This is a genomic window from Streptomyces sp. NPDC006283, from assembly GCF_040613325.1.
Lineage (GTDB): Bacteria > Actinomycetota > Actinomycetes > Streptomycetales > Streptomycetaceae > Streptomyces.
Genome location: NZ_JBEXRZ010000159.1, coordinates 1 through 16,269, shown reverse-complemented (window position 1 = coordinate 16,269; position 16,269 = coordinate 1). Strand labels below are relative to the sequence as shown.

At 71.1% G+C, this 16,269-nt stretch carries 18 protein-coding genes and 1 pseudogene; 9 read left to right on the top strand and 10 right to left on the bottom strand.

Features of this window, described 5'->3' with window-relative positions:
• Positions 1-264 precede the first annotated feature (264 nt).
• Positions 265-738: a hypothetical protein gene (locus ABZ070_RS26575; RefSeq protein WP_356637854.1), complete on the top strand. Its 474-nt coding sequence runs from the start codon at positions 265-267 to the stop codon at positions 736-738.
• Positions 739-754: 16 nt separating this feature from the next.
• Here ABZ070_RS26575 and ABZ070_RS26570 read toward each other — a convergent pair whose 3' ends face one another.
• Entirely contained in the window at positions 755-1,276 is a 522-nt protein-coding gene (locus tag ABZ070_RS26570) for a DinB family protein (protein ID WP_356637853.1), read from the bottom strand.
• Positions 1,277-1,515: 239 nt separating this feature from the next.
• Between ABZ070_RS26570 and ABZ070_RS26565 the strand changes: the two genes are divergently transcribed.
• Positions 1,516-2,421 carry a Gfo/Idh/MocA family oxidoreductase gene (locus ABZ070_RS26565; RefSeq protein WP_356637852.1) on the top strand — a complete coding sequence of 302 codons (906 nt, stop codon included), beginning with the start codon at positions 1,516-1,518 and terminating at the stop codon, positions 2,419-2,421.
• Here the strand turns inward: ABZ070_RS26565 and lnt are convergent.
• Positions 2,345-4,042: an apolipoprotein N-acyltransferase gene (gene lnt, locus ABZ070_RS26560; protein ID WP_356637851.1), complete on the bottom strand. Its 1,698-nt coding sequence runs from the start codon at positions 4,040-4,042 to the stop codon at positions 2,345-2,347. The two genes, ABZ070_RS26565 and lnt, sit on opposite strands and share 77 nt — an antisense overlap.
• Positions 4,043-4,135: 93 nt before the next feature.
• Positions 4,136-4,594 carry a nuclear transport factor 2 family protein gene (locus ABZ070_RS26555; protein ID WP_356637850.1) on the bottom strand — a complete coding sequence of 153 codons (459 nt, stop codon included), beginning with the start codon at positions 4,592-4,594 and terminating at the stop codon, positions 4,136-4,138.
• Between the two features lie 89 nt (positions 4,595-4,683).
• Between ABZ070_RS26555 and ABZ070_RS26550 the strand changes: the two genes are divergently transcribed.
• On the top strand, positions 4,684-5,295 hold the full coding sequence (locus ABZ070_RS26550; protein ID WP_356637849.1) for a flavin reductase family protein: 612 nt from the start codon (positions 4,684-4,686) through the stop codon (positions 5,293-5,295).
• A 90-nt stretch (positions 5,296-5,385) separates the two neighbouring features.
• Here the strand turns inward: ABZ070_RS26550 and ABZ070_RS26545 are convergent, their stop codons facing one another.
• From ABZ070_RS26545 to ABZ070_RS26525, 5 genes are all read right to left on the bottom strand, one after another.
• Entirely contained in the window at positions 5,386-6,540 is a 1,155-nt protein-coding gene (locus ABZ070_RS26545) for a methyltransferase (RefSeq protein ID WP_356637848.1), read from the bottom strand.
• 133 nt (positions 6,541-6,673) lie between these two features.
• On the bottom strand, positions 6,674-6,889 hold the full coding sequence (locus ABZ070_RS26540) for a hypothetical protein (RefSeq protein ID WP_356637847.1): 216 nt from the start codon (positions 6,887-6,889) through the stop codon (positions 6,674-6,676).
• A 102-nt stretch (positions 6,890-6,991) separates the two neighbouring features.
• Positions 6,992-7,168, bottom strand: coding sequence for a hypothetical protein (locus ABZ070_RS26535; RefSeq protein ID WP_356637846.1), 177 nt, complete (start codon positions 7,166-7,168; stop codon positions 6,992-6,994).
• Positions 7,169-7,221: 53 nt separating this feature from the next.
• A complete protein-coding gene (locus ABZ070_RS26530) occupies positions 7,222-8,094 on the bottom strand; it encodes an undecaprenyl-diphosphate phosphatase (RefSeq protein WP_356637845.1) in 873 nt (290 codons plus the stop codon).
• Positions 8,095-8,284: 190 nt separating this feature from the next.
• Entirely contained in the window at positions 8,285-8,995 is a 711-nt protein-coding gene (locus ABZ070_RS26525) for a TVP38/TMEM64 family protein (RefSeq protein WP_356637844.1), read from the bottom strand.
• Between the two features lie 49 nt (positions 8,996-9,044).
• Between ABZ070_RS26525 and ABZ070_RS26520 the strand changes: the two genes are divergently transcribed.
• The 3 genes from ABZ070_RS26520 to ABZ070_RS26510 all read left to right on the top strand — a co-directional run bounded on the left by ABZ070_RS26520 (position 9,045) and on the right by ABZ070_RS26510 (position 12,133).
• Complete coding sequence (locus ABZ070_RS26520) at positions 9,045-9,743, top strand: DNA alkylation repair protein (protein ID WP_356637843.1); 699 nt, start codon at positions 9,045-9,047, stop codon at positions 9,741-9,743.
• A gap of 325 nt (positions 9,744-10,068) precedes the next feature.
• Positions 10,069-11,238 carry an elongation factor Tu gene (gene tuf, locus ABZ070_RS26515; RefSeq protein WP_356637842.1) on the top strand — a complete coding sequence of 390 codons (1,170 nt, stop codon included), beginning with the start codon at positions 10,069-10,071 and terminating at the stop codon, positions 11,236-11,238.
• A gap of 49 nt (positions 11,239-11,287) precedes the next feature.
• Positions 11,288-12,133 carry a fused MFS/spermidine synthase gene (locus ABZ070_RS26510; protein ID WP_356637841.1) on the top strand — a complete coding sequence of 282 codons (846 nt, stop codon included), beginning with the start codon at positions 11,288-11,290 and terminating at the stop codon, positions 12,131-12,133.
• A 121-nt stretch (positions 12,134-12,254) separates the two neighbouring features.
• Here the strand turns inward: ABZ070_RS26510 and ABZ070_RS26505 are convergent, their stop codons facing one another.
• Together ABZ070_RS26505 and ABZ070_RS26500 are read right to left on the bottom strand one after the other, a co-directional pair.
• Positions 12,255-13,625, bottom strand: coding sequence for an MFS transporter (locus ABZ070_RS26505; protein ID WP_356637840.1), 1,371 nt, complete (start codon positions 13,623-13,625; stop codon positions 12,255-12,257).
• A gap of 86 nt (positions 13,626-13,711) precedes the next feature.
• On the bottom strand, positions 13,712-14,746 hold the full coding sequence (locus ABZ070_RS26500) for a hypothetical protein (protein ID WP_356637839.1): 1,035 nt from the start codon (positions 14,744-14,746) through the stop codon (positions 13,712-13,714).
• 94 nt (positions 14,747-14,840) lie between these two features.
• Here ABZ070_RS26500 and ABZ070_RS26495 point away from each other — a divergent pair, with 94 nt between their 5' ends.
• From ABZ070_RS26495 to ABZ070_RS26485, 3 genes and pseudogenes are all read left to right on the top strand, one after another.
• The gene (locus tag ABZ070_RS26495; protein WP_356637838.1) at positions 14,841-15,293 is read left to right on the top strand and encodes a DUF4442 domain-containing protein; all 453 of its coding nucleotides are present in this window, start codon (positions 14,841-14,843) and stop codon (positions 15,291-15,293) included.
• Positions 15,294-15,453: 160 nt separating this feature from the next.
• A complete protein-coding gene (locus tag ABZ070_RS26490; protein WP_356637837.1) occupies positions 15,454-16,113 on the top strand; it encodes a DedA family protein in 660 nt (219 codons plus the stop codon).
• Between the two features lie 34 nt (positions 16,114-16,147).
• Positions 16,148-16,269: pseudogene (locus ABZ070_RS26485) on the top strand (DUF4439 domain-containing protein); the annotation flags it as partial.

The window sequence follows — 16,269 nt, the reverse complement described above, 5'->3', positions numbered from 1 at the left end:
GATTCCCTCACCGGTCTGTCGACAACACTCGACACTCTAATCCGTGTTATTGGCCCGGTCGATTGGGAACGTCTTGAAGCTGGCGCCGCGTAGGACGCATGCCGAAACGCGTGTCGTTTTCGCGCACCCTTTTCGTGTGTTGTCTCGCGCACCCGGCTGACAGGCTCGGGCAGGTGCCCGAGCCTGTGGGGGATTGCCCTCCGTGACGGCTAGCGTCGGGGATCAAGGACATCCGCGCTTCGCCGTGCCGACGAGGAGGCCACAGTGATGGAGCAGCAGGAGGCGCCCGAGGATGTCGTCATGACCAGGATCGGTCAGGCGATGATGCTGCTGCACGGTGGCGACCGCGAAGAGGCCCGTAACCGCTTCGCGCTGCTCTGGGCGGAGATCGGGGAGCACGGGGACACCTTGCACCGCTGCACCCTCGCCCACTGCATGGCGGACGTGCAGGACGACCCCGCGGACGAGCTGGCGTGGGATCTGCGGGCCCTGTCGGTGGCCGACGGGCTGAGCGAGGACGGGCTCGGCCGGTACCCGCAGGCCCCCGCGGTGCGGGCGCTCTACCCCTCGCTCCACCTCAATCTCGCGGCGGACTACGTCAAGCTGCACCGTCCCGCCGAAGCACGCCGCCACCTGGAGCGGGCCCGCGCGTCGACGGACGCCCTGGTGGACGACGGATACGGCCACGGCGTCCGCGCCGCCATCGACCGGCTGGAGCGCACGCTTCGCACAGGCTGACCGGGCGTGGTCGCCGTCACTCGCCCGTCGCGCCGTCGATGTGCTCACGCAGAAGGTCCGCGTGGCCGTTGTGGCGCGCGTACTCCTCGATCATGTGGGTGAGGATCCAGCGCAGGCTGAACCGCTTGCCGCCGCGGCTGAGCGACGCGCTCACGTCGTCGAGACCGTGGGAAGCGGTGACCTTGCGGGCGTCCGTGACCTGCGCGAGCCAGGTCGCGTGCGCCTCGGCCCAGGTGTCCTGGTCCGTGACGTGGAAGTCCCCGTCGTGGTCCTGCTCGGTGGAGTAGAGGTCCGGGAGGTCCTCGTCGTCCATGATCTCGCGGAACCAGTAGCGTTCCACCTCGGCGAGATGGCGTACGAGACCCATGAGCGTGAGCCCGGACGGCGCCAGTGACGGTGTGCGCAGCTGTGCGTCGTCGAGGCCCTCGCACTTCATGATCAGAGTCTCGCGGTGGTAGTCCAAGAACCCTGTGAGCATGTCGAGTTCGGACGCGGTCGTGGACGGCTCGGTGCGTACGTCGGTAGTCATGACGATCATCTTGGAGCACCGGGGACCCCACTGCCATGCCTTATTCGTTGTCTCCGGAGCGGACCGGAGAAGTCGGTGCCGTGGACCTTCGACGGCATCGCCGGCCGACGCCCGCCCAGGCGCACGTATGCTGCCGGAGCACAGTCGGCGCACATGGAAACGGGTGTGCACGTCGGCGCACTCGAAACCGGGTGTGCACGAAGGACGGCAGGCGCAGCAGCGCCGGTCGGGCAGGCGAGGGAGACACAGTGAAGGTCGGCTGCATCGGGCTCGGCGACATCGCGCAGAAGGCGTACCTTCCGGTGCTCACCACCCTGCCCGGAGTCGAACTGCACCTGCAGACCCGGACGCCGGCCACCCTGGCCCGCACCGCCGAGACCCACCACCTCCCCGCCGGGCGCTGCCACAGCGACCTCGACGCGCTCCTTGCCGAGGGCCTCGACGCGGCTTTCGTCCACGCGCCGACCTCGGCACACGCCGAGATCGTAACCCGGCTGCTCGAGGCCGGCGTCGCGACCTACGTCGACAAGCCGCTCTCGTACGAACTGGCCGAGTCCGAGCGGCTGGTGGCACTCGCGGAGGAGCGCGGCACCGCTCTCGCCGTCGGCTTCAACCGGAGGCTCGCCCCTGGCTACGCCCAGTGCATCGAGCACCCGCGCGACCTGATCCTGATGCAGAAGAACCGTGTCGGCCTCCCGGAGGACCCGCGCACGCTCGTCCTTGACGACTTCATCCACGTCGTCGACACGCTGCGCTTCCTCGTCCCGGGCCCCGTTGAGCACACGGACGTGCGGGCGCGCATCGTCGACGGGCTGATGCACCACGTCGTCCTGCAGCTCTCCGGCGACGGCTTCACGGCCATCGGCACCATGAACCGCATGAGCGGCTCGACCGAGGAGATCCTCGAGGTGTCCGGACAGGAGTCGAAGCGCGAGGTCCGCAACCTCGCGGAGATCGTCGACCACAAGGGCCAGCCCAGCGTGCGGCGGCGCGGCGACTGGGTCTCCGTGGCCCGCCAGCGGGGGATCGAGCAGTCCGTGCACGCCTTCCTCGACGCCGTCCGCGCAGGCAAGGTACTCAGCGCACAGGACGCGCTGCGGACTCACGAGCTGTGCGAGCGTGTGGTGCTGCGGGCCCTGGAGCAGGGCGCCTGAGGGAACGCACGCCCCCTGCGGCTCCCATCGCCAGGAGCAGCGCCGCCGACGCGTACACCGCCCAGTCGCCGTACCTGACATACAGCGTTTCGCCGGTCACGAGCGGGACCGCGTACACCGCTGCGGTGCTGCGGTCCGTGCCGAGCGGACCGCCGATCTGTTCGCCCCCCGCCGCGTGGACCGCGCTCACACCCGTCAGCGTGGCGTGCACCATCGGCCGGCCGCTCTCCGCCGCTCGCAGCGCCGCCAAGGAGGCGTGCTGCTCGGGAGCCCAGCTGTCCTGGAAGGACGAGGTCGCCGACTGGGCGACCAGCACCTGGGCGCCGTCCCGGGTCAGCCGCCTGCTCATGTCCGCGAACGCCGACTCGAAGCACACCAGCGGGCCCAGCCGCAGAGCGGTGGCGTCGCCGGGCAGCGCCATCACCACGGGCGCGCGCCCGCGCAGCCGGTCCTCACCCGCGGCTCTGCCGACCGACGTGACCCAGCCCAGCAGCGAGCGGGCCGGGATGTACTCACCGAAGGGGACGAGCCGCATCTTGTCGTACCGGTCCCCGGTCAGGCCCGCCGGGCCGACGAGGACCGAACTCTTGTAAATACCGGCCGGGCCCGACGCGCCCTCGCTCCGAGCATCCACGTTGACGAGGACCGGTGCCCCCACCTCACGCGACAGGGCGGCGAGGCGCTCCGCGAGATCCGGCCGGAGGCCGAGATCCGCACCGACGCTGCTCTCGCCCCACACCACCAGGTCGAGATCGCGGCCCGCCAGCTCGCGCGTCAGCTGCTCGCCCCGGTCGAAGCGCCGCTCCACGCTCCCGATACCGCCGACGACCCCGGGCTGGACCACGGCGATCCGGGCCCGCCCCCACTCCTGCGGCTGAGGAGCCCAGACCCATGCAGAGGCAACCGTCGTCGCGCACAGGGCCGTACCCGCCACCGCCGGCACCCGAGCACTGCGGACCGCCGCCAACAGCACCGCGACCGTGTTGACCGCGACCACCAGCAGGCTCACCAGCCATACGCCGCCCACGGACGCGAGACGCAGGGCCGGCGGCACCTCCCACTGGCTGGCACCCAGCAGACCCCAGGGTCCGCCGAGTCCCTCCCACGACCGGGCCAGCTCGATCATGAGCCAGCCGGCCGGGACGACCGCGACGGCGGCCGCAGCGCGAGCGAGGGACGGTGCTCCACCGAGCATCGACCGCACCAGCACGCCCCAGGGCGCCCACAGCAGCCCCAGGAACGCGGCCAGCACGAGAAGGAACACATGCAGGCTCGGCAGCAGCCAATGGTGCACGGCGATCATGAAACCGGCACCGCCGAGCCATCCCTCCACCGCCGCGATGCGAGCGGACGACGCGGTACGCAGCAGAAGCATCCACGGCACGAGGGCCAGATAGGCGAACCACCACAGCGACGGCTCCGGAAAGGCGAGGGCCGGCAGAGCCCCGGCGACGACGGCCGCGGCACCGCGGGCTCTCCGCGAGCGCAGGAGCACCGGCGGCTGCCCGGCATCCTGCCGGGGCCCCTGCTCGCGCAGCAGCGCCTGTCCGGGTCCGGCTCCGTGCCCGCGCCACCGCGCTTGCCACGTCCGCCGCACCCGCTGGCCGACCGGAATCCGCATGGAGCGCCTCCTCGCCCGGCTCAAGGGGCCACGAGCCGTCCACCCCCAGTGTGCGCGAGGATCCGCACGGGCGAACAGTGCGCCTCCTGCGCCTCAGGCGTTGTCCGGCATCCCACCCGCCCGTCGCCACTTCTCCTCGATCACCACGGAACGCAGCCGCCAGCCGGTGTCCGTACGCGCCAGACCGAAGCCGTAGCGACCGCCCGAGACGAAGTCGTCGCCCGACTCGAGCCGCATCGGATTGATGTAGTCGGCCCGCACCTCGGCGCGATCGCCCGGATATCCGCCGAGATCCTGGATGCTCACCCGCCGGTTGACGATGAGGTGCTGACGAACGGTGAAGAGGCGCATCGTCCGCGAAAGCCATTCGGCCACCTCGGCGGCCGGGCCCTCGATCCCGCCCGAGCCGCGGTAGTCGGCGCGGCCGTCCCGGGTGAACAGTGCTCGATAGGTGTCCCAGTCGCCGTCGTCGACGGCCACGGCATAGCTGGTGACGAGGTCGTCGACGGCCAGCCTGTCCATCACGGTCGCGAGATCCACGCGCTGCGTCATCGGGTCAGTCTCGGGCAGGCGGGGTGCCAGGCCAAGAGCCGTGCACACCCGTCACCCTCCCGGTGTCGGCAACCGGCCATACTCCACCCATGCGCATCGATGTCGACCCCGCCCACTGCGACCGTGACGGCTTCTACCGGCTGCTGACCGCCACTGTCGTGCCCAGGCCCATCGCCTGGGTGTCCACCACGTCCGCGGAAGGTACCGACAACCTCGCCCCGCACTCCTTCTTCACGATCTCCTGCGTGGCACCACCGGTCGTCCAGTTCACCTCGGTCGGGCGCAAGGACTCGTTGCGCAACATCGAGGAAACCGGCTCGTTCGTGGTGAATTTCGCGCCCGAGCCGTTGTTCGAGCAGATCAACGCCACCGCGACGGACTTCCCCCGGGGGGTCAGCGAGTTCGACGCGGTCGGCATCGCGAGGGAGCCGAGCCTCCGGGTGCGTCCGCCGCGCGTGGCGGCGTCACCCGTGGCCCTGGAGTGCGAACTGCACAGCACCGTACGGCTCGGCGACTCGACCGTCGTCTTCGGCAGGGTCGTTCACGCCGCGGTCGACGCCGACGTCATGGCGGACGGCCACCCGGTGGTGACGCGGCTGGCACCGCTGGCGCGGCTCGGCAAGGACGAGTGGGGCACGCTCGGCGAGGTGCGCGAGATCTCCCGTGTCCCGTACGCCCGGTGGCAGGAGGAAAAGGCCTGAGCCCCGGCCGCCCGCTGACAAATTCAGCGCCGCACGGCGGGCAGAGCGCCTGGCGACCTCGGGGAACGGAGCCCTGAGGCCGTCGGCTCCTCAGGTCCTGACGGCCCGCAGGACGACGAACTTCGGGTCGCCGGCGACCACTTCACAGTTCCCGAACATCCGCCGCAACCGCACGTGGTACCCGAGGTGTCGGTTGCCGACGACCCAGAGCTCGCCGCCCTCACGCAGTACGCGGCGTGCGTCGGCGAACATCCGGCGGGCCGCCGTGTCGGTCGTCGCCCGGTGCGAGTGGAACGGCGGGTTGTTCAGCACACGGTCGACCGAACCGCCGGGGAGGGCGGACAGTCCGTCGCCCACGAGGAACTCGGCTTCGCCGCCGGGCATGTTGTCGTAGAAGGTGGCTCTCGCCGAGGCCACCGCGGAATACGACTCGTCGACGAACGTCAGGTTCGCATCCGGGTTGGCCAGCGCCGCCGCCGTGCCGACCACGCCGTTTCCGCAGCCCAGGTCGACGACCCGCTCCGGGCCCTGGTGCTGCGGCAGATGGCGCAGGAAGAAGCGGGTGCCGATGTCGAGGCGCTCCGCGCAGAAGATGCCCGCATGGTTCGTCACCGTGCGGCCCGCGAGCGTGCCGATGTCGGACGGCAGGGCGTACCGCAGCGGCCACGGGCTGGGGACGGGGGCGATCTTCGGGTCCGGCGTGCAGAAGATCAGCCGGGCTTTCTTCACCGCGAGGGACGTCCTGGTCGGCCCGAGGATGCGCTCGAACAGCTTGAGCGTGGACGTGTGGATCTCCGTGACCATGCCCGTGCCGACGACGACGGTGTCCGCGTGCACGGAGGGCGCGAGGCGGTGCAGTTGGTCCTCGAGCAGCGCGAGACTCTTGGGCACGCGCACGAGAAGCACGTCGACGCGCTCCGGCGGCGTGTCCCTCGCGGTGAGCAGCCGCACACTGTCCGCGGCGAGGCCGTTGCGCGCCAGATTGCCGCGGGTCGCCTCCTGGCAGAGGAACGAATCGGTGATCTGTACGGGGCGGTGCTCCGCGAGCGAGGTGGCGAGGGCACCCCACCGGTCGCCGACGACGGCGACCGTGCCGGACAGGTCCGTCGGCGCGGAGTCGTCGATGCCGTGCAGGTGCCGCAGGAGGTACTCGTCTGCGGCGTCCCAGGCGCGGAGCGTGTCGCGGGGGTCCTCGGGGAAACGGGCGAGCTCGAACGCACCCCATGGCGTGGTCAAACGGTTCATCGTGCACTCAGGCTAGCCGAGCGCGGACGAGGTGCCGCGCCCCCCGGGCCGCTCGGCGGCGCCGGGAGGGGTGCGCCGGGAGGGGTGCCGCGCATTTCAGGCGGCGTGGCCGTGGCGGGGGTGCCCGTGCGCCTCAGGCTGCGTAGCCGTGGTGGGCGCCGGCGCCGCGCCATTCGACGAGATGCGGATCGTCGAGCAGCATGTCCGCGTCCTCGAGCCCGGCCCGCCGCAGAAACTCGACGAGATCCCTGTCACTGCGAGCCAGTCCGACGATCTCACCGCGTACGGTGACGCGCCGCCCGCCTCCCGGGGACGGCGGGTGCACGACGATCGGTGCCTGCCAGGCCATGCCCCCAGGGTGCTCCGGCGGCGTGATGATCGCAGCCCGGTCCATGGCGGACCGCAGGTTCCGGGGCCGGCCCGGTGGGGGCAGGGCCGGAGAGGGGAGGCCTTATGCGGCCGGCCGTACGTCCTCGAGCGCAGCGGCTGCCCACTCCACAACCAGCGCCTCGTACTCCGGTCGCCGGTCCTCGGGCAGTGTGCCGTCGGCCCACAGCTCTCGGATGCGCGCGTTCAGCTCGGAGGCGGACGTGGTTTCGGATTCGGACTCGCTGGGAATGGGGGACATGGCTTCAGGCTACGGCCTGGCTCTGACGGACGTCGCCCCCTCGAAGGAACGGCTCAGCCGGCCGACTCGCCGGCGTGCGGGCTCAGCACATCCGTTCCGACCAGGATGAACAGCAGGATTCCGAGCAGAATCCGGTAGATCACGAACGGCATGAAGCTCTTCGTAGTGATGAACTTCATGAACCAAGCGATCACCGCGTAGCCCACCCCGAAGGCGATGATCGTCGCGAAGACGGTCGGGCCCCACGCCACATGTCCCTCGCCCGCGTCCTTGAGCTCGAAGAGCCCGGACGCCAGCACGGCCGGGATCGCCAGCAGGAACGAGTAACGGGCCGCCGCCTCACGGGTGTAGCCCATCAGCAGACCACCGCTGATCGTCGCACCCGAGCGGGAGACGCCGGGGATCAGGGCCATCGCCTGGCAGACGCCGTAGATCAGACCGTCCCGCACGCTCAGGTCCTTGAGCGTCTTGCGCTCCCTGACGACCCGGTGCCGGCCGCCCGCCTCGTCACGGGCGGCGAGCCGGTCCGCGATGCCGAGGACGATGCCCATGACGATCAGGGTCGTGGCGATGAGCCGCAGATCACGGAAGGGGCCCTCGATCTGGTCCTTGAGCGTGACGCCCAGCACACCGATCGGGATCGAGCCGACGATCACCAGCCAGCCCATCTGGGCGTCGTGGTCGCTGCGCATCGCCTTGTCGGTGAGCGAGCGGAACCAGGCCGAGAGGATCCTCGCGATGTCCTTGCGGAAGTAGATCAGCACGGCCGTCTCCGTACCGATCTGGGTGATCGCGGTGAACGCGGCACCGGGATCGTGCCAGCCCGCGAAGGCCGCGGTGAGCCGCAGATGCGCGCTGGAGGAGATGGGGAGGAACTCGGTCAGCCCCTGGACCAGCCCGAGGATGAATGATTCGAACCAAGACATGAAACTACGCCACCCAAGAGCTGATCACGGTCTGTCGGACGCGCGAAGCACATGACCCGTGAGACACGCCTCACGTAATGTCATCGGGCCGGCGCCGGGTGGCAGCGTAGCGTCCCGAAATGAAGGGCTTGTACGGGGGTCTGCCGGATGCCCCCGTACAAGTCGTCCCGGAGGAGCGGTCGGCGCCGGATCAGTGATCGGCGCCGCGGAGCCGGTGGCGCTTGGTCCAGGCGACCGCGGCCGCCGCCAGTCCCGTCACCACGATGAAGCCCATCGCGATCAGGAACGCCGGCGACGTCGGCGAGCCGGCCCGGCTGCCGGCCACCACGTACGCCGCGGTGTTCGGGATCGAGCCCAGACCAGTCGCCAGAAGGAACGGCAGGTATCCCATACGGGACACGGCCGCGCAGTAGTTGGCCGCGGCGAACGGCACCCCCGGGAACAGCCGGATCGCGAGCATGGAACGGAAACCGTGTCGGCTGAGCTGTCCGTCCGCCGCCTTCAGCCAGCGGCCCCGCAGGAGTGGCCGCAGCGCCTCCTGGCCGAGCAACCGGCCCAGCGTGAAGGCGATTCCGGCGCCCAGCACCGTGCCCGCGAGCGCCGCCACGAGCCCTGCCTGAGAACCGAACAGTGCGCCCGCCGCCAGGTTCAGGATCGGGCGCGGCACGAACGCGGCGGTGCACACCCCGTATCCGACACCGAACAGCACCACGGCCGCCGCACCGCTCAACTGCGGTGGCCAGCCTGCCGAGAGCAGCCTCTGCGGCTCGTACAGCACGACGCTCACCGCCGCGGAGGCCAGCAGCACCGCGAGCAGGGCCAACCGCGACCAGGGCGAGAACAGGGCCCTGGTGCAACGGATGGCGAGACCGGATGCCGGCCTGGGGACGGGGTCGAACATCCGGGGAGACTAACCGACAGCCGCCTGTGATCGCCGTAATCTGTGCCGTATGACGCATGCCGTACCGCGCAGCGAACTCGCCGACACCGTCATGGAGCGGCTCGTGCGCGTGTACCCCGCCGCTGCGGACGCCGGCAGAGCGGCGCAGGCCGCCGCGTACATGAAGGGCGTCGCCCCCTTCCTCGGCATCCCCACTCCCGAGCGCCGCGCACTGTCCCGCACGGTCCTCGACAGAACCCCGCGGCCGGACGAGGACGACTGCACGGCGATCGCGCTGCGCTGCTGGGCCCTGCCCGAACGCGAATACCACTACTTCGCCGCCGACTATCTGCGCCGCCATGCCGGCCGCTGTTCCTCCGGCTTTCTGCCCGTGGCGCGACGGCTCGTCGTCACGGTGCCCTGGTGGGACACCGTCGACGTACTCGCCGTCCATGTCGTCGGACCCCTCGTCGCCGCGGATCCGGCTCTGCGGAGCGTTATGGACGAGTGGATCGACGACGAGGACCTGTGGGTCGCCCGCACGGCACTCCTCCATCAGCTGCGCTTCCGGCAGGCGACCGACACCCAACGGCTGTTCCAGTACTGCCTGCGCAGTGCCGGCCACCCCGACTTCTTCATCCGCAAGGCGATCGGCTGGGCACTGCGCGAGTACGCCAAGACCGACCCGGACGCGGTGCGCGACTTCGTCGCCGGCGCGCGCGACCGTCTGTCGCCGCTGTCCGTCCGCGAGGCGACCAAGCACCTCTGACGGGCGCGGGCGGCCGAACTGCCCCACCGGGAAAACCATTCGACCCGGCCCCCGGGGTGCGCGATCATCAACGCATGTTCCGGTACGCCTTCCTCGCAGCGCCGTCCGCAGTCGCGGACGCGCCGAAGGCTGCCGCATTCCTCGCGGCTGCTGCAGCAGTCGCCGCTGCCGCGACCGCAGTCGCAGTCGCCGGTGCCGCATCGGCACCCCTCGACGGCGCCCGAAGCTGACCCTTCCCCGACATTCCGGCGGACCCCACAGGGGGAGGGTCGGCCAGGCCCAGGGGTCCCACACACTTCGAGTTCCGGGAAGGAACCACCTCGCCATGCCCAAGACGGCATACGTGCGGACCAAGCCGCATCTGAACATCGGCACCATGGGCCACGTCGACCACGGCAAGACCACCCTGACCGCCGCGATCACCAAGGTCCTCAGCGACCGGGGGACCGGCACCTTCGTACCGTTCGACCGCATCGACCGGGCGCCCGAGGAGGCCAAGCGCGGGATCACCATCAACATCGCGCACGTCGAGTACGAGACCGACACCCGCCACTACGCGCACGTCGACATGCCGGGCCACGCCGACTACGTGAAGAACATGGTCACCGGCGCCGCACAGCTCGACGGGGCGATCCTCGTCGTCTCCGCGCTCGACGGCGTCATGCCACAGACCGCGGAGCACGTACTGCTCGCCCGCCAAGTGGGCGTCGACCACATCGTCGTCGCCATCAACAAGGCGGACGCCGGCGACGACGAGCTGACCGACCTCGTCGAGCTCGAGATCCGCGAGCTGCTCACCGCCCACGGGTACGGCGGCGAAGCGGCACCGGTGGTGCGGGTGTCCGGGCTGCGTGCGCTGGAGGGCGACCCGCGCTGGACCGCTGCCGTGGAAGCGCTGCTCGACGCCGTCGACACCTACGTGCCGATGCCCGTCAGGTACACCGACGCGCCGTTCCTGCTCCCGGTCGAGAACGTCCTCACCATCACCGGGCGCGGCACCGTCGTCACCGGCGCCGTAGAGCGGGGCACCGTGCGGGTCGGCGACCGTGTCGAGGTGCTCGGCGCGGACACCGAGACGGTCGTCACCGGTCTGGAGACCTTCGGCAAGCCGATGGAGTCCGCCGAGGCCGGGGACAACGTCGCGCTGCTGCTGCGCGGACTGCACCGCGACCAGGTGCGGCGCGGACATGTCGTCGCGGCGCCGGGCAGTGTCGTCCCCAGCCGGCGCTTCACGGCGCAGGTCTACGTCCTGTCCGCCCGAGAGGGCGGCCGGACCACCGCGGTCTCCACGGGTTACCGGCCGCAGTTCTACATCCGCACCGCGGACGTCGTCGGCGACATCGACCTCGGCGGGACGGGCGTGGCACGGCCGGGCGACACGGTCACGGTGACCGTCGACCTCGGACGGGACGTGCCGCTGGAGCCCGGGCTCGGCTTCGCCATCCGCGAGGGCGGCCGCACGGTGGGGGCGGGGACGGTGACGACCGTGCTGTAAGTCGGGGCACCGGACGGGACGCGGGGGCGCGGGACGGGACAATGGGCTGGTGAACGAGCCCATTCCCGTCCTGCGCGCCGTCGACGGCGGCACCGCCAAGCTCATGCCCGACGTGGACCGGGACCGGGCCTGGCTGCTGACCGTCGACGGCGCACCCCAGTCGTACGTCGACCTCGACGACCCCGTGCACCTGGAGTTCGAGTACGTACGCAGGCTCGCCCACGTCGTCGACTGCGCCGCCGACGAGGGCGAGCCGCTGTCACTGCTGCACCTCGGGGGCGGCGCGCTCACCCTGCCCCGCTACGTCGCCGCCACCCGGCCGGGTTCCCGGCAGGACGTGATCGAGTACGACGCCGGGCTCGTCGCCCTGGTCGCGGAGCATCTGCCGATGCCGGCGCACTCCGACGTCACCGTGCACGCGGCGGACGCGCGGGACTGGGTGGAGCGGTCGCCGGCGGACTCGTTCGACATGCTGATCGCGGACGTCTTCGGGGGCTCCCGTGTCCCGGCGCACCTCACCACGGTCGCGTACGCGCGGGCCGCCGAGCGGGTGCTGCGGCCCGGCGGCATCTACGCCGCGAACCTCGCAGACGGCGCGCCGTTCGCCTTCCTCCGCTCCCAACTGGCCACGTTCGCCGAGGTGTTCTCCGAACTGGCGCTGATCGCGGAGCCTGCGGTGCTGCGCGGCCGCCGCTTCGGCAACGCGGTTCTTCTGGCGTCGCAGTCCCCGATCGACACGGCGTCGCTGGCGCGCCGGACGGCGTCGGACACGTTTCCGGCGCGCGTGGAACAAGGGAGTGGGCTGGCGCGGCTGATGCGTGACGCGGAGCCGGTCGACGACGCGTCGGCGGTGGGCTCGCCCAAGCCGCCGGGGGGCGCGTTCACCGTGGGCTGACGTGGTGCGGCGCGCGGGGCTGCCCCCGACCTCCCTACCGCCGCGGCCGTAGGGCTCACTTCCCGAACCGGGGCAGGCCCGGGCCCCGTACCGCGCTTCGCGCGGTGTCCTCACCGTCCTCCTACGGCTTGGCGGCCGTAGGAGGAGCCCAGGCCTGGCTGACAGGCTCGATGCCATCGATGGCCCCGGCCCCGGGGTCCGCGGAAGGAGCCCCCGGTTCCGGGCCGCGCACCGGGCCCGCCGCCACCGGCCCCCCGTCCCGCCGCGTCAAGTTCCGGACGTCCGGTACGAACAGCACCGCCGCCGTCACCAGCACCACCAGCGCCGCACACCCCAGCAGCGACTCGCGGCGGCCGAACAGACTCTCCGCCGGGCCGGCGATCGCCGTCGCCAGCGGCAGCATGGCCACCGAACCGAACCAGTCGTACGCGGAGACGCGGGACAGCATCTCCTCGGGGATCTCCTGGTGGAGCGCCGTCATCCAGGCGACGCCGAACACCTCGATCGCCACACCGCTGACGAACATCACCGCAGCGAGGCCCGCCACCGGCAGCGGTACGGCGAGCGCCGCGGACGGCGCGGCGAGCGGGAAGACGCACAGGGTTCCGGCGAGCAGCAGGCGCCGTGGTTTCCACCGCATCATCAGGAGCGCCCCGACCAGCGTGCCCACGCCGAACGCCGCGAGCGCCACCCCCCAGGGCGCCGCGCCGCCCAGTTCGTCCCTGGCGACCAGCGGCCCGTACACGGATTCGGCGGCTCCGACGACGGCGACGACCACGGAGAACTGAGCCACGACGGCCCACAGCCACGGCCGGCCCGTGAACTCCTTCCAGCCGTCCCGCAGATCGGCGAGCAGACCCCCGCCTGCCTCCCGCGGCCGGATGTGGCCCACATGCAAAAAGGCCCGGAGCGCGCCCGCGACCGCGAACGCGGCGGCGTCCACGGCGAGCACCCAGCCCGGCCCGACCGCTGCGATCATCGCGCCGCCGAGCGCGGCACCGCCGATGGCGGCGCCGTGCATGGCCATCCGGAACAGCGCGAAGGCCCGGCTCGCGTGGTCGCCGCTGACGCTGGACATCAGCATGCCCTCCGCGGCCGGGTTGAAGAACGCCTGCCCGGTGCCGCAGAGGGCGGTCAGCAGCATCATCTGCCAGAGCTGCGGCTCACCCGCCAGAACGACGAACGCGAACAGGCCCTGCGATACGCAGTTGAGGGCGTTGGCCGCGACCATCACCCGGTGTCTCGGCAGCCTGTCCGCGATCGCCCCGCCGATCAACAGGAAGAGGACCAGGGGGAGTGTGCGGGCGGCGGCCACCAGTCCGACGTCGCCTCCGTCGCCACCGGACTGGAGAACGGCGAACGCCGCCGCGATCAGCGCACCATGGCTTCCCAGGTTGGTGATGATCGCGGCGGCGGTCAGCAGTGTGTAGTTGCGGCCTGCCCACTCCGGACGGCGAGAGGCGCGGCGGGACGCGGCGGCGGGAGAAGTCACCGGAGGACTATCCCCGCTGCCGCCCGGGCTTGCCAAACGACTTACGCACCGGTCCCGCGTGGGCGAAGGATGCGCGGCGCGGCGGGTCAGCCGGCCGACGTGCCGCCCGCCAGCCGTACCGTGCTGAGGATCTGCTGCATCGTCGCCTCGGGCACCTCGTCCGGCACTCCCGTGTTGGAGTACAGGACCCAGCTGGCGAAGTCGCCCTTGGGGTTCTTGAAGCTGAACGCGATCGACTTACCGTCGGTCGAGCACTTGTTCTTCTTCTTGACGCCGACGGCGGTAGCGGTGGCAACGCTGCCCTTGAGGCCGGACTTCGTCGTGTAGTCCTTCGCCTCGGTGATCTTCACGGTGCCCTTGGGCTCGGTCTGGGCGTAGCCCGCCCACACCCAGTTGCCGGCCTCGTTGTAGGCGGCCTCCGCGGTGTCCTTGGCGCCCTTGCCGCCCTTGGTGCCGGTAGTGGCCATGCCGTAGTCCTCTTCGGAGCCGTCCTTGTCGGAGTCGAAGAGGCACCACTTGCTCTTGTAGTGGGCCGGGGCGGACATGACGACGACGGGTGAACCGTCGCCGGCCTTCTCGTCCTCGAAGCCGGTGGCCACTCCGGAGCCGGCGACCTCCCACTCCGGGGGCACGTCGAACTGTGTGCCGTGCTTGGGGTTGGTGACGACCTTCCAGCCGGCGATGGTCGGCTTGGCCGCGTCACCACCGCGCGGGTTCTCGGTCGGGGCGGGCGCCGGGTCCTCGGTGTCCTTGGACTTCTCGGGCTCTGCCGGCTTCGAAGCGGAGACGTCGGCGCCCTTGTCGGACGTCTTGTCGTCGTCCTTCTTCAGCACGACGACACCGGTGATCACCGCGGTCGCCACGACGGCCGTGGCGGCGACGACGGCCACGATCGTCGTCTTCTTCTTGTCGTTGCCGGACGGCTGCGGGGCTCCCGGCATCTGGCCGGGAACGGCGTGCTGCGGTGCAGTCGGCTGCTGGTACGGATTGGGCTGCTGATACCCCGGTTGCTGGTATCCGGGCTGCTGATACGGATTCGGCTGCTGGTACCCCGGCTGCTGGTACGGGTTCTGGTCCTGCGGGTTCTGCTCGCCCCCGGGCGGCTGCTGTCCTGGCCACATGGCGAGTAACGATAGAGGGGTGGGTCCGGCACTTCTACGTCCGGCCCCTGTCAGGGGATGGTCAAAGAGTTCTACTCATGGGTAACATCGCGCCATGAGCGACGCACAGATGTCCGTCGGCGAGTTGCTCGCCGCCACCGTTCCCATGGTCCGGACCCTCAAGCTGGAGTATCTGGAGACCACGGCCGAGCGAGCGGTCCTCCGCCTGCCCGACGACCCCGAGTACCACAACCACGTCGGCGGCCCGCACGCCGGCGCGATGTTCACCCTCGCCGAGTCCGCCAGCGGTGCCGTCGTGCTCGCCGCCTTCGGTGACCAGCTCGGCCGCGCGGTGCCGCTTCCTGTGAAGGCCGAGACCAGCTACAAGAAGCTCGCCAAGGGTGTCCTCACCGCGACCGCGACGCTCGGTCGCCCCATCGCCGACGTGGTGAAGGAACTGGACGCGGGACAGCGCCCCGAGTTCCCGGTGACCGTCGACATCCAGCGCGCGGACGGTGCCGTGACCGGCGACATGACGATCATCTGGACGCTGCGCCCCAACAGCTGAGACCGGCCCCGGCCGGCAGGGCCGCCCCGACGCCCGCGAGGTGCCGGGGCGGCTCTTCGCGCTCCGCACGGCACCGGGGCGACCAGGTAGGCTGCCCGGCGTGCGCCGACAGGGGCCGCATGCCGGGCGACGGCCCGGTGGAAATCGGAAGGAACCGGCGTTGCACGTCCAGGAGTGGCTCGAGACCGTCCCCGCGGTCAGCATCTACCTCCTGGTGGGGGTTGTCATCGGGCTCGAGAGCCTAGGTATCCCGCTGCCCGGAGAGATCGTTCTCGTCAGCTCGGCGCTGCTCGCCTCGCAGCACGGCGACATCAACCCGTACATCCTGGGCACCTGCGCGACAGCCGGCGCGATCATCGGCGACTCGATCGGTTACGCCATCGGCCGCAAGGGCGGCCGGCCACTGCTGGCTTGGCTCGGCGCGCGATTCCCCAAACACTTCGGCGAGGCGCAGATCGCGATGGCGGAGCGCTCGTTCGAGAAGTGGGGCATGTGGGCGGTGTTCTTCGGCCGCTTCGTCGCCCTGCTGAGGATCTTCGCCGGACCGCTCGCGGGTGTTCTGCGGATGCCGTACTGGAAGTTCCTCATCGCCAACGTCTTCGGCGGGATCCTGTGGGCGGGCGGCACGACGGCCGTCGTCTACTCCGTCGGTATCGTCGCCGAGGCCTGGCTCAAGCGGTTCTCCTGGCTGGGGCTCGTGCTCGCGGTACTCATCGGCGTCACGTCGATGCTGGTGCTCAAGAGCCGCGCCAAGAAGGCAGCGGCGGCCCCGGCACAGGCGCCCCAGGCTGAGCCCGTTCCCGTCTCCGCCGCGGACTGACGCCGCCCGCGACGCCTGCGCGCGGTCCGGCAAGGTGGTCGGCGGCCGGGTCGGAGACGACCGGGAGAACGAGGCCGCCGCCGCGCACGCCGCGCACCAGGCCCGGCGCGACTCGCTGGTGCGGACGGTGCGCGACCTGGGCGGAGAGCCCTCGGC

Excerpts from the sequence above, each read along its gene's own strand:
- ABZ070_RS26540 (WP_356637847.1), bottom strand. The coding sequence starts at position 6,889 with ATGGCCTGGCAGGCACCGATCGTCGTGCACCCGCCGTCCCCGGGAGGC.
- tuf (WP_356637842.1), top strand. The coding sequence starts at position 10,069 with ATGCCCAAGACGGCATACGTGCGGACCAAGCCGCATCTGAACATCGGC.
- ABZ070_RS26555 (WP_356637850.1), bottom strand. The coding sequence starts at position 4,594 with ATGACGCAGCGCGTGGATCTCGCGACCGTGATGGACAGGCTGGCCGTC.
- lnt (WP_356637851.1), bottom strand. The coding sequence starts at position 4,042 with ATGCGGATTCCGGTCGGCCAGCGGGTGCGGCGGACGTGGCAAGCGCGG.
- ABZ070_RS26535 (WP_356637846.1), bottom strand. The coding sequence starts at position 7,168 with ATGTCCCCCATTCCCAGCGAGTCCGAATCCGAAACCACGTCCGCCTCC.
- ABZ070_RS26545 (WP_356637848.1), bottom strand. The coding sequence starts at position 6,540 with ATGAACCGTTTGACCACGCCATGGGGTGCGTTCGAGCTCGCCCGTTTC.
- ABZ070_RS26495 (WP_356637838.1), top strand. The coding sequence starts at position 14,841 with ATGAGCGACGCACAGATGTCCGTCGGCGAGTTGCTCGCCGCCACCGTT.
- ABZ070_RS26550 (WP_356637849.1), top strand. The coding sequence starts at position 4,684 with ATGCGCATCGATGTCGACCCCGCCCACTGCGACCGTGACGGCTTCTAC.
- ABZ070_RS26525 (WP_356637844.1), bottom strand. The coding sequence starts at position 8,995 with ATGTTCGACCCCGTCCCCAGGCCGGCATCCGGTCTCGCCATCCGTTGC.
- ABZ070_RS26500 (WP_356637839.1), bottom strand. The coding sequence starts at position 14,746 with ATGTGGCCAGGACAGCAGCCGCCCGGGGGCGAGCAGAACCCGCAGGAC.
- ABZ070_RS26520 (WP_356637843.1), top strand. The coding sequence starts at position 9,045 with ATGACGCATGCCGTACCGCGCAGCGAACTCGCCGACACCGTCATGGAG.
- ABZ070_RS26570 (WP_356637853.1), bottom strand. The coding sequence starts at position 1,276 with ATGATCGTCATGACTACCGACGTACGCACCGAGCCGTCCACGACCGCG.
- ABZ070_RS26530 (WP_356637845.1), bottom strand. The coding sequence starts at position 8,094 with ATGTCTTGGTTCGAATCATTCATCCTCGGGCTGGTCCAGGGGCTGACC.